Genomic DNA, 11,952 nt, shown 5'->3' on the forward strand with positions numbered 1-11,952 from the left:
AGAAGGCCGCAACCCCTAAAATACAAATAATTTACCGACCGCTGAATCTTTCATCAAATGATGTTTAAAGCGACAATTCCTGGATACTTCTGAAGCCATATGCCTGTAAAACAGGCAGCAAACTTTGTGCCTCTGCAGTCATCGCCATGCAGTAGGCGACACACTCGATTTCCACATCGGCTTTTTTTTCAGGAATTGGCACATGAGAAGTTTCAATTAACCAATGCGCGCGCCTCGCAATCGCAGAACCCGAGTCGATCATACGCGTGCCGTCGGGTAAAACCTGTGACAGCTCTTGCGAAAGCAGCGGGAAATGCGTGCAACCTAATACCACGGTATCCGGCGGTTCCCGTAAACGCAGCCACGGGTGCAAGATTTTCTTCAATGCAGCCAGTGAAACCTCTTCGCCATGCAGCTTCGCTTCTGCCAGTTCCACTAGCTCTGCGGAACCCAGCATCAGAATCTGACAATCCGTCGCAAAGCGTGCGACCAGATCATGCGTATAAGGACGCTGAACTGTCGCACGGGTCGCCAGCAATCCGACCACACCATTACGCGTTAATTTAGCTGCAGGTTTGATTGCCGGGACAACCCCGACAACAGGACAACTGAATTTGGCGCGTAATGCGGGGAGAGAAACGGTGCTCGCAGTGTTGCAGGCGATGACAATAATAGAAAGGGGATGGCGTTTCGCAACAGCGGTGACAATCTCCACCACGCGCTCAACGATAAACTCTTCGGATTTCTCGCCGTAGGGGAAAGCCACATTATCGAAGACATATATATAGTGCAGGTCCGGCAACATCTGCCGGACCTCATCATAAACCGACAACCCGCCGACGCCAGAATCGAAAACCAGCACCGTCGGGCGGTCAGGAACTTGTGTTGTATCAGAAGGTATAGCTTCCAGTAAGGTTGTACTCACGTCCTGGTGTTTCGTAGCCATAAACCGTCTCGTAATCTTTATCAAAGAGGTTGGCAATTCTACCACGAACCGTCAGATGTGACGTTACCGGATATGACACAGCAAGATCCCAAAGACTCACACCACCCAGGCGTACATTTTCATTGGTGTTGTAATTCTTATCGTATCGTTCACCCAAATACTGATAATTGAGCGACCAGTCAAAATCAGCCACAGTCCAGTCGAGCTGATATTTCGCCTGTTGTTTAGCACGGCGTAATAAAATCTCGTTGGTCTCAGCATTGCGGGGATCCAAATATTCCAATGTGACCTGATGCCTCAACGGACCCGTATCGAAAGACCCGGTCCATTCAACACCCTTAATTGTTGCCTTATCGATATTGTAATAACCGAATTGCTGATTGTCGTAACTGATCATCTGATCGATGTCATTACGATAAGCAGACAAACGCCAGTTCAATGGTCCGGTCAGGCCTTCCAGCCCACCTTCCCATTCTTTACTTTCTTCAGGCTTAAGATCGGCATTACCGCCAAAACTGCCGTATAACTGTCCCAGATTAGGCGCTTTAAACGCTGTTCCGTAAGACGCAATCAAACGGTAGCCGTCAATAAACTCCCAGGCAGCACTACTTTGCCAGGTGCCATGCGAACCAAACTGTGAATTATCGTCATTACGCACTGCGCCTTCAAAAGTAAAATCGCTCACTTTTTGCTGAGCTGTCGCGTACACACCCGTGTTTCGTTGGGTATAGCCATCGGTAATATAGTTGGTGCCTGGCTGAGTACTGAGTTTCTGCCAGTCAGCGCCAGCGCTGAGGGTTCCCTGCCCTACCTGGAAAGTGTTTCCCCATTGCAGGTTGTATTGATCTGAATCGTCCAGCGTTGCAGAAGCGGAATAAGGACCGTATTTCGGGTCATAATTGTAGTCTTTAGTATTGCTATAGCTTCCGCTGATTTGCGTCGAATAGATCCCTTGCTGGAAGCGCAACCCGGTATCGTAAGTCCGGCTGTACAACTGGCGTGTGTCAGGCAGCGCATCACTGTGTGCCGGATCTGCGTAACTGTATGTTCCGTCATAGGCCGTGCGGTTATCAAAACCGTATGCGCGGGCAAAACCGCTGAACTGGTCGTTGAACTGATGCTCAAGACCTGCCCAGAGCGTCTTACTCATGAAGCCATCACGATCGGGTTGACGCGGATCACCGTAATTATCCGGCAGATTCGCCACCACATCGGTACCTTTTGTATAGGTATAGTTCCCCGCTACCGTCAGAACAGTATTCTCACCGAGTTTCTGCTGCGTTGAGCCGTCATAAGCCTGATAGCCGTTTGAACCGATACCGGCTGTCAATGTCGTGCCTAATTTATCACGCGTGGTAATGATGTTAACCACGCCCCCAATGGCATCGGAGCCATAAACTGCCGAGCGTGGGCCACGAATAAACTCAATACGCTGAACCAGAGAAATGGGAATCTGGCTGATATCCACCGCGCCGGAAATACCTGCCTGGTTAAGACGCACACCATCCATCAGCACCAATGTGTGGCTGGCATTCGTTCCGCGAACAAATAATGAGGTCTGCTGGCCCATTCCACCGTTCTGGGCAATATCCACGCCCGGTAAACGACGCAAAACATCAGCCACAGATTTTGACTGCCACCGGTCGATATCTGCGCGCGTGACGATATCCGTCGGCGCGAGTACTGAGGAAACGGGCTGTGGAAAACGGTTCGCGGTAACAACCAGATCATCGCCACTGTTTGTGGAAGTGCTGTCTTGCGCCCACCCTGAAAAAGCCGTGACAGATAATGCCGTCAGCAGCACATGCTTTTTAATTGTCATGAATCGAGCATCCAAACTTAATTGGCGGATGCCGCAGAGGATCACCGACGGTATTTCGCGACGACGATGATTAATGCGACGTAACATCGGCAGGTCTTCGGACTTAGGATTTGCAGGCTAATTAATTACGTCGTAATTAATTAAAAATACCCGCACCGGGCGATGACTTCCCATCTCCTCTTCTCTCTTGTCTTTATATAAAGAGGGAAAGAGAAAGAAGAAACAGTGTCTGCATAATAAAGAATGCTATCGCCGTGATTTCCCCATACCGCTGCGCGCCAGTTCCGGATTCACACCGGATTCCCTTTTAACTCAGTCAATGAGGCCGAAGCGCAATCCTACGATCAACCCATTTGGAAATCCAGACATCCGTAACGTCAGGTATGTTTTACCGGAAGAAATGTAACAAAGGTGGACATAGGAGTGACTTTCCCTACAATCCCCCGCAAAGTTTGTTCATTTACTTCCTGTTAGACGAGATAACCGATGACGCCTGAAAACCTGCCCATTGAACACTATGACGACCAGTTGGCGGAAAAGACCGCACGTCTCACGGCGATGATGTCGCCTTATAATGCGCCGCAGCCTGACGTTTTCCGTTCTCCTGTCAGCCATTATCGTATGCGCGCCGAATTCCGTGTCTGGCACGATGAAGGCGACCTGTACCACATCATGTTTGATCAGCAGACCAAAGCCCGTGTGCGTGTGGACCAGTTCCCGACCGCCAGCGAACTGATTAACCGCCTGATGCCTAAGCTTATTGCGGCCATCAAACAAGATCCGGCATTGCGCCGCAAGATCTTCCAGATCGACTATCTGTCGACCCGCAGTGGCAAAATCATTGCCTCGCTGCTTTACCATCGTAAGCTTGATGACGAATGGCAGCAGGCTGCTACCGCCTTGCGCGACCAGTTGCGCGCTGACGGGTTTGACATCCAGCTGATTGGCCGTGCAGCCAAAACTAAAATCATGCTCGATCAGGATTATGTCGACGAAGTCCTTCCGGTGGCGGGCCGCGATATGATTTACCGTCAGGTGGAAAACAGTTTCACCCAGCCAAACGCTGAGATGAACATTCAGATGCTGGAATGGGCGCTGAAGGCCACGGAAAACTCGATCGGCGATTTGCTGGAACTTTACTGTGGTAACGGCAACTTCTCGCTGGCTCTGGCACGCAACTTCCGCCGCGTTCTGGCGACAGAAATCGCCAAACCTTCCGTCACAGCCGCGCAATTCAACATTGCGGCGAACCATATTGATAACGTGCAGATTATCCGCATGGCGGCCGAAGATTTCACACAGGCGCTGAATGGCGTACGCGAATTCCGCCGTTTGCAGGATATTGATTTAAGCGGGTATGAATGCAACACCATTTTTGTCGACCCGCCGCGCAGCGGACTGGATGACGAAACAGTGAAGATGGTGGCAGGCTACGACCGTATTCTTTATATCTCCTGCAATCCGGAAACACTGTGCGCGAATCTGGAAACACTGAGCAAGACGCACCGCGTGACACGTCTGGCGTTGTTTGATCAGTTCCCGTATACGCACCATATGGAATCTGGCGTGCTGCTGGAAAAAATCTGACAGCGGATGAAAAAACAAAAACGGGCACCTTTTGAGTGCCCGTTTTTACTTCAGTCCGTTATCCGCAATACTACAGATAAACCCGCAGATATTCTGACAGACACAGGATCGCCATTGCCTGTCCGTAAGGCATCGAGGTCAGCGCGATTTCACGATAGAAATCGAGATCATTCCCCATCGCCGTTCCGAATGATGTTTGCGTCAGCTCCCCTGCCGGGTTGATGTGTTTGATCACCCCCTGAATGGCTTTCTCCGCCACCGGCGCATAAGACGCATCGATATAACGTTTACGCACGGCTTTCAGAATGCCATAGGCGAAACCGGCGGTCGCTGAGCTCTCAAGATAAGATTGCGGGTCATCAAGCAGCGTATGCCATAAACCGCTGTCATCCTGACATTTCGCCAGCGCACTGACCTGACTTTCCAGCACCTGCAATAAATAGCGACGGGTGGCGTTATTTTCCGGTAAATCCACCAGTTCGAGGAATTCCGGGATCGCGATGGTCAGCCAGCTGTTGCCACGCGCCCAGCGGGCCTGCGCAAAGTTATGATGTCCGTCGAACGTCCAGCCGTGGAACCACAGACCGGTTTCGCGATCCATCAGATACTGCACATGCATCAGGAACTGATACGTCGCTTCTTCGACAAACTCCGGACGGTCCAGCAGCTTGCCTATTTTCGCCAGGGGCAACACGCTCATCATCAGCGTGTCATCCCACATTTGCTGGTGATTTTCGTTGTTATAAACGATGTGCTGCATCGCGCCTTTATCAGTGCGCGGCATTTCGTACATTACCCATTCCGCCCAGCGCTCCAGATAAGGGCGCCATGCCGCATTGCCGGTTTCCTCATAACGATAAGCCAGCGTCAGGAACGGGCTCATGGTATTGACGTTTTTGGTCGGCGTGCCTTCCGCCAGACGCGCGGTAAACCAGTCGTCGATCACCGCACGCATTTTTTCGTCACCAGTCTGCTGATAATACTGATAAATCCCGTAAAGTCCGATACCGTGCGTCCATTCCCAGCCTGCCCAGCCTTTGGTATCAATCACGCGGCCATCGTCCAACCGCAGCAGGAATTCACCGGTTTTATCTTCGATATTCACCAGATTGTTGGTCACGTTGTGGATCAGCGATTTCAGTTCCCCGCGAGAAATGAAATGTTCCGGCTGTCGCAGCAAGGCACTGTGTTTAACTTCAAAAACTTTCATGGCGTTCTCCTGTGAATTCAAAATTTATAAACGTCCCTGGACCGGCATTTCAGCGGTATTTTCACGGGTCAGCTTTTCGGGAGGCGGGTTATTGCGATGCAGATAACCGATGTTGTTATTGCCCCACAGAGATTCGTATTTCATTCCTGTCAGCATTTCGACCGTAGCCCGGTCTTCCGGCGTAATTTGCTCCGGTACGATACGGTTAGCATCACGCATTTTCTGCGTTTCGCGGGTCAGCACACCGTGCGTTTTCTGATTAAGACGGAAGAACAGGGAGATGGTGAAACCGATACTGAGCATCAGCAATGACCCGATCACCAGTACACCAAGAATGGTATGACCGACTGCCGGAACCTGCTGACTTTGCCCGGAAACGAACCCGGCAAGTTGCAAGATAATCCCTACCAGCATCACCGCACCGGCCTGTGATGCTTTGCGGGTCAGCGTCATCACGCCGGCGAAAATCCCTTCGCGGCGCTGACCGGTAATGGTTTCATCAACGTCAGCGATATAGGTGTAGATATTCCACGGCACGTAGTTGATCCCGCCACGGCCAAGACCGGCCAGCGCGGAAATCAGCAGCAGTAATGACATCGAATCATTCATACCGGTGTAATACAGCACGCCGTACGAGATAGCGGCCAGCCCGAACAGGGAAACAGCCAGACGATAAGATGGTGCAGGACCAAAGCGGATACACAGCGGGATCATGCCAATTACCGCCACGAATTGCAGGATGGCCATCATGCCCATCAGGTTGGAGGCAATTGCAGCACTTTGCATCAGCACGAACACGACGTAATAGGTGAAGACGGCATTAAACACGTCCTGCGCGATATACCCGCCAAGGTATAACCCCAGATGTTGACGGAAAATCTTGATGCGCAGCGTCGAGGATAATTCCACTTTCAGACGTTTCAGGCTCTGCGCCAGCGTCAGTTGCTGACGTTCGCGCTCAATTTTCTTCGTGGCTTCAGATTTGAGCTCTTCCGGTCTTTCCCAGGTAAAGAAATACACCAGTGTCAGAACGAATGCGCAAATTACCGCAAAGACCAGGCTCGAATAGAAGAAGGAAATGGCATTATCTTTGCCGAAATGCTGCAACAGAATCCCCGGCAGGAAGGCCGCCAGAATCGCTGACAACTGTGCCAGAGCGATACGGGCGCCGGAAAATTTAGTTTTCTGTTTGAAATCATCGGTCATTTCCGGCACCAGTGTTTCATACGGCACCAGAATCATGGTGTAGACGATATCGAACAGCAGATAGGTCAGCAGATAATAGACATATCCCATGTCTCCCACCCACATGAAGCTGTAGCTAAACACACAAGGAATACCGAGCAGGATGAAGAACTTGCGGCGGCCAAAACGCTTGCCGAGCCAGGTGTTGCCGAAATTATCAGTGAGATACCCCATCAGCGGGCTCAGCACCGCATCGGCTACGCGCGCGGTGGCAAAAATAAAGGTCGCTTCAATGGGCGAAAGACCGCAAAACGTGGTGTAAAAATAGAGTAGCCACGCCGCAGTCAGAGCTGTCGTTCCCGCCCCGAGAAAATCGCCTGACCCGTAAGCGATGTAATTAAAGAATCCGATTTTACGTGTTTTCATTGCCGTGTTGCCTCTGTTAAATCACCTATAGGCGTAGGCTGAATGCGAACGAAAATACTTCGTCCGGCCATGATTCAAATTAACGAGGAGCAGGAATGAAAACCTTTTGGTTTTTGCCACTCAAACGGACTTTATGGCAAAGAAATGAAGAAGTGGGCGATCAATCTCTAAATATTGAACATAGGTTTGATATTAATGAAATGACAGTTCATTAAATGGCTGGATATAAAAAAAGGCAATCCGCAGATTGCCTCTTTTACTTATGAGGAAGGACTACTGAGCGGAAGACTTACGTTTTTTCAGCTTCAGACCTATCCAGAAGATCAGTGCCACACAAATCAGCGACGGCAGGAAGTTCGAGCCCAGTTCAGGGTATTCTGCGCGCACGATGGTGCTGTACAGTAACAGACCCAGCAGGAAGCAGGCTGCGGCCAGAACCGGTAACCCTTTCGGCATTTCACCGCGGTGGTAACGAACGTGCAGGCAATACACCGCTAACACCAGAGAAATGATCGGGAAGATCGAAAACGTTACGACAGAACTGAATAACGCATCGAAAGTGCCATTAATTGATAGCCCGGCAATCAAAGCCAAAACCAGAGTGCCATTATCCTGGTTCGGTTGTTCGGTCATCTTCTTTACCTCGGGTCATATTAGTGAGGGGGGTCACAGCCGTCCGTTCCTGCTGACGGCGATACCAGTAATATGCGCCTTTGGAAATCATCCGCAGCTGCAACACCAGGCGTTCCTCCAGCTGGCGTCGCTGTGCAATATCCACATCCAGCGCTTCCGCCCCGGCGTTGAAAACGATGATCACCATGGCTTCAGCCTGCGCTTCAGTAAAACTGCGCGGCATATGGTTTTCGAGTTGCAGATAGTCGGCAAGTTCCGCAATAAAATGCTGAATTTCACGGGCGACGGCGGCACGAAATGCCGATGACGTACCGGAGCGTTCACGCAACAACAGGCGGAATGCGTTGGGATTGTTACCGATGAATTCCATAAACGTGGAGACTGATGTGCGGATCACGCTGCCCCCTTTCGCAATGCGCTGGCGTGCCTGGCGCATCAGCTGACGCAGCATCAGACCACTTTCATCAACCATTGTCAGACCCAGTTCATCCACATCGCGAAAGTGCCGGTAAAAGGAGGTTGGCGCAATGCCTGCCTCGCGGGAAACCTCACGCAGACTCAGACTGGCAAAGCTACGCTCGGCACTAAGCTGGCTAAAAGCCGCCTCAATCAGTGAGCGGCGCGTGCGCTCTTTTTGTTGTGCTCTTACGCCCATAACCTTCATCCGGATAGTATTCTTCTTTTTGATTATTCGCCCGATATCGCTTCACTATACCAAAAATTTTAACGGCCGGAGCCAAAGATACAACAGCATAAAGTGGGTCAGAATGTTGCTGCATTACCATTAAATGACAACTGCATGTGGGGTAAATAGGTGTAATATGTTACTTTCTCGTTGTGATTTTGTATAAAAATAGGTTTCGAACCATGCCACAGCACTCACATTTTGATGCCATCATCATTGGCTCAGGCCCTGGCGGAGAAGGCGCCGCGATGGGACTGGTTAAACAAGGCGCCCGGGTTGCTGTCATCGAACGCTATAACAACGTCGGTGGCGGATGTACTCACTGGGGAACCATCCCTTCCAAAGCATTACGCCACGCCGTCAGCAGAATCATCGAATTTAACCAAAACCCGCTCTACAGTGATAACTCCCGCACTATGAGTTCGAGTTTCCCGGACATCCTGCGTCACGCCGATTCGGTTATTAATCAGCAAACACGTATGCGCCAGGGTTTCTATGAGAGAAACCAATGCCAGCTGTTTTCCGGAGATGCCAGTTTTGTGGATGCCAACACCATCAGCATCCGCTATGCCGATAACACACACGAACAAATTACCGCTGATAACATCGTGATTGCCTGCGGCTCCCGTCCTTACCGGCCAGCCAATGTCGATTTTGGCCATCCGCGGATTTACGACAGCGATCTCATTCTTGAACTGAGCCATGAGCCACGCCACGTGATTATCTACGGAGCGGGTGTAATCGGTTGCGAATATGCGTCGATCTTCCGTGGTCTGAACGTCAAAGTGGACTTAATCAACACCCGTGACCGCTTGCTGTCTTTCCTCGATCAGGAAATGTCAGACGCCCTGTCCTATCACTTCTGGAATAACGGTGTGGTTATCCGCCACAACGAAGAGTTCGAGATGATCGAAGGCGTGGAAGACGGTGTGATCATGCATCTTAAATCCGGTAAAAAAGTGAAAGCTGATGCACTGCTGTATGCCAACGGGCGCACAGGTAACACCGATAAACTGGGTCTGGAGAACATTGGTCTGGAAGCTGACAGCCGCGGGCTGCTGAAAGTGAACAGCATGTATCAGACTGCGCTGTCGCATATTTATGCGGTCGGTGACGTCATTGGCTATCCAAGCCTGGCATCAGCGGCTTACGATCAGGGACGTATCGCCGCGCAGGCCATGATTCAGGGCGAAGCGAAAGTCCACCTTATAGAAAACATTCCGACGGGTATTTACACCATTCCTGAAATCAGTTCCGTGGGTAAAACCGAACAGGAACTGACAGCGATGAAAGTGCCCTACGAAGTGGGCCGCGCACAGTTTAAACATCTGGCACGCGCGCAAATTGCAGGCATGAACGTGGGTAGTCTGAAGCTCCTGTTCCACCGTGATACCAAAGAAATTCTGGGAATTCACTGCTTTGGTGAACGCGCCGCCGAGATTATTCACATCGGTCAGGCCATCATGGAACAGAAAGGTGAAGGGAATACTATCGAGTATTTCGTTAATACCACCTTCAACTATCCGACCATGGCAGAGGCCTATCGCGTTGCGGCACTGAACGGCTTAAACCGCCTGTTTTAAGACTGCAGTTCGGTCCATGTAAGGCTGCATGTGCTCTTTGATGGCTTCCGCCAGCTGCTCGTAACGCCCGCGCAGTGGCGAACCGGGACGATATACCAGCGCGATGGTGCGTCGTGGTTCCGGTTTGTCACACATCAGATACGTCACGCCGTCACGGCTGCGCTCATTGGGCACAGCCAGTGATGGCAGCAACGTAATCCCGCTTCCCGCCGCCACCATATTACGCAGCGTTTCCAGACTGGTTGCCCGGAAATGGGTATCTTCATCCGCGCCTGCCTGGAAGCAGAAACCGAGCGCCTGATCACGCAGGCAGTGCCCGTCTTCCAGCATCAGCAGTTTTTCACCGGCCAGATCGGCCATCGCCACACGATCGCGAGATGCCCATGGATGATCGTCGTAGATCGCCAGCCTCATCGGCTCATCAAACAGCGGCACTTCAATAAACGCTTCGCTCTCTTTCACCAGCGCCAGAATGGCACAGTCGAGTTTTCCGCTGTCCAGCTGAGCCAGTAACTGATGGGTTTGCGCTTCGTGCAGATACATTTCCAGCTTCGGGAAGGTTTTGTGCAGCGAAGGAATAATCTGGGGCAGCAAATAAGGCCCGACGGTCGGGATCAGCCCGATATGCATCGGCCCGGACATCGCTTCACCCTGTTGGCTTGCCATCTCTTTCAGAACTTTCACTTCACGTAACACCGTGCGCGCCTGATCCACCAGCAACAAACCGGCTTGTGTAAACAACACTTTGCGGCTGGTTCTTTCAAGCAACATAACGCCAAGTTCATCTTCCAGTTTACGAATCTGACCGCTTAACGTCGGCTGACTGACATGGCATGAATCTGCTGCGCGGCGAAAGTGACGGAACTCCGCCAGCGCCACCAGATACTCTAGATCGCGAATGTTCATTTTTCCTCCAGTCCCTAAAAGGCAATGAGATAGCTGTTAACGATAGATAAGATAGCAATCAACGATTATATCTATCAACCATTATTGTGAATAATGCCTCCCAGCGAAACGGCAATGCCGAAAATATTTTGTATTTTATTGATTAATTAAGAGGTTATTCATGTTTGCAAGCCAGGAAGGGAAACACGTACCGCACGTTACTTTTCACACCCGACAGGGCGACCAGTGGGTAGATCTCAGCAGCGAGCAGCTGTTTAAAAATAAAACAGTGATTGTGTTTTCATTACCGGGAGCCTTCACCCCGACCTGCTCTTCAAGCCATCTTCCACGTTACAACGAACTGGCTCCGGTCTTTAAAAACCACGGCGTCGACAGCATTCTGTGCGTTTCCGTGAATGACACCTTCGTGATGAACGCCTGGAAAGCCGAACAAAACGCGTCCAACATCACTTTCATTCCGGACGGTAACGGTGAATTCACCAAAGGCATGGACATGCTGGTTGAGAAAGCGGATTTAGGCTTCGGCCCGCGTTCATGGCGTTATTCCATGCTGGTGCGCAATGGTGTAGTCGAGAAAATGTTCGTTGAGCCAAACAAACCGGGTGACCCGTTTGAAGTGTCTGATGCAGACACCATGCTCAAATATCTGGCACCAGAATTTAAAGTACAAGAATCCGTGTCCGTATTCACCAAACCGGGCTGTCCGTTCTGTGCGAAAGCCAAACAAATGTTGCAGGAACGCGGCATTCAGTACGAAGAAATTGTATTAGGTAAAGACGCGACCACCGTCAGTCTGCGCGCCGTGACAGGGCGGGCGACAGTGCCGCAAGTCTTTATCGGTGGACGCCACATTGGGGGAAGTGACGACCTGGAGGTTTACCTCCATTCAGAAACAGAAGCGTTGTGCGAAGTCGCACAATAAGCGTCGGGAAACCAAACAGTAAAATCAGGCGGACTTCGGTCCGCCTT

10 protein-coding genes and 1 riboswitch are annotated in these 11,952 nt (G+C 51.0%); of the genes, 3 read left to right on the forward strand and 7 right to left on the reverse strand.

Going from position 1 to position 11,952, the window contains the following annotated elements:
* Positions 1 to 64: 64 nt before the first annotated feature.
* Positions 65 to 946, reverse strand: a complete 882-nt coding sequence (murI, locus tag UC14_RS17480) for a glutamate racemase (RefSeq protein WP_112198120.1) — start codon at positions 944 to 946, stop codon at positions 65 to 67.
* Positions 891 to 2,768, reverse strand: a complete 1,878-nt coding sequence (gene btuB / locus UC14_RS17485; RefSeq protein ID WP_013577559.1) for a TonB-dependent vitamin B12 receptor BtuB — start codon at positions 2,766 to 2,768, stop codon at positions 891 to 893. Before btuB ends, murI begins: the two co-directional genes overlap by 56 nt.
* Positions 2,769 to 2,838: 70 nt before the next feature.
* Positions 2,839 to 3,113, reverse strand: a riboswitch (cobalamin riboswitch).
* 141 nt (positions 3,114 to 3,254) lie between these two features.
* Between btuB and trmA the strand changes: the two genes are divergently transcribed.
* Positions 3,255 to 4,355, forward strand: coding sequence for a tRNA (uridine(54)-C5)-methyltransferase TrmA (gene trmA, locus UC14_RS17490; protein WP_112198121.1), 1,101 nt, complete (start codon positions 3,255 to 3,257; stop codon positions 4,353 to 4,355).
* Positions 4,356 to 4,425: 70 nt separating this feature from the next.
* On the opposite strand, the gene UC14_RS17495 is transcribed toward trmA, so the two are convergent.
* From UC14_RS17495 to fabR, 4 genes are all read right to left on the reverse strand, one after another.
* Positions 4,426 to 5,565: a glycoside hydrolase family 105 protein gene (locus UC14_RS17495; protein WP_112152604.1), complete on the reverse strand. Its 1,140-nt coding sequence runs from the start codon at positions 5,563 to 5,565 to the stop codon at positions 4,426 to 4,428.
* A 24-nt stretch (positions 5,566 to 5,589) separates the two neighbouring features.
* On the reverse strand, positions 5,590 to 7,176 hold the full coding sequence (locus tag UC14_RS17500; RefSeq protein WP_013577562.1) for an MFS transporter: 1,587 nt from the start codon (positions 7,174 to 7,176) through the stop codon (positions 5,590 to 5,592).
* A 273-nt stretch (positions 7,177 to 7,449) separates the two neighbouring features.
* On the reverse strand, positions 7,450 to 7,809 hold the full coding sequence (locus UC14_RS17505; protein WP_013577564.1) for a YijD family membrane protein: 360 nt from the start codon (positions 7,807 to 7,809) through the stop codon (positions 7,450 to 7,452).
* Entirely contained in the window at positions 7,784 to 8,464 is a 681-nt protein-coding gene (gene fabR, locus UC14_RS17510) for an HTH-type transcriptional repressor FabR (RefSeq protein ID WP_013577565.1), read from the reverse strand. Before fabR ends, UC14_RS17505 begins: the two co-directional genes overlap by 26 nt.
* 212 nt (positions 8,465 to 8,676) lie before the next feature.
* Between fabR and sthA the strand changes: the two genes are divergently transcribed.
* A complete protein-coding gene (gene sthA / locus UC14_RS17515; RefSeq protein ID WP_037035313.1) occupies positions 8,677 to 10,077 on the forward strand; it encodes a Si-specific NAD(P)(+) transhydrogenase in 1,401 nt (466 codons plus the stop codon).
* On the opposite strand, the gene oxyR is transcribed toward sthA, so the two are convergent.
* Complete coding sequence (gene oxyR / locus UC14_RS17520; RefSeq protein ID WP_013577567.1) at positions 10,060 to 10,983, reverse strand: DNA-binding transcriptional regulator OxyR; 924 nt, start codon at positions 10,981 to 10,983, stop codon at positions 10,060 to 10,062. The genes sthA and oxyR overlap by 18 nt on opposite strands.
* A gap of 160 nt (positions 10,984 to 11,143) precedes the next feature.
* Between oxyR and UC14_RS17525 the strand changes: the two genes are divergently transcribed.
* Positions 11,144 to 11,905: a glutathione peroxidase gene (locus UC14_RS17525; protein WP_013577568.1), complete on the forward strand. Its 762-nt coding sequence runs from the start codon at positions 11,144 to 11,146 to the stop codon at positions 11,903 to 11,905.
* Positions 11,906 to 11,952: the final 47 nt, after the last annotated feature.

Origin of the sequence: Rahnella sp. NRRL B-41462, from assembly GCF_003263525.1 — a bacterium.
GTDB classification, from domain to species: domain Bacteria; phylum Pseudomonadota; class Gammaproteobacteria; order Enterobacterales; family Enterobacteriaceae; genus Rahnella; species Rahnella aceris.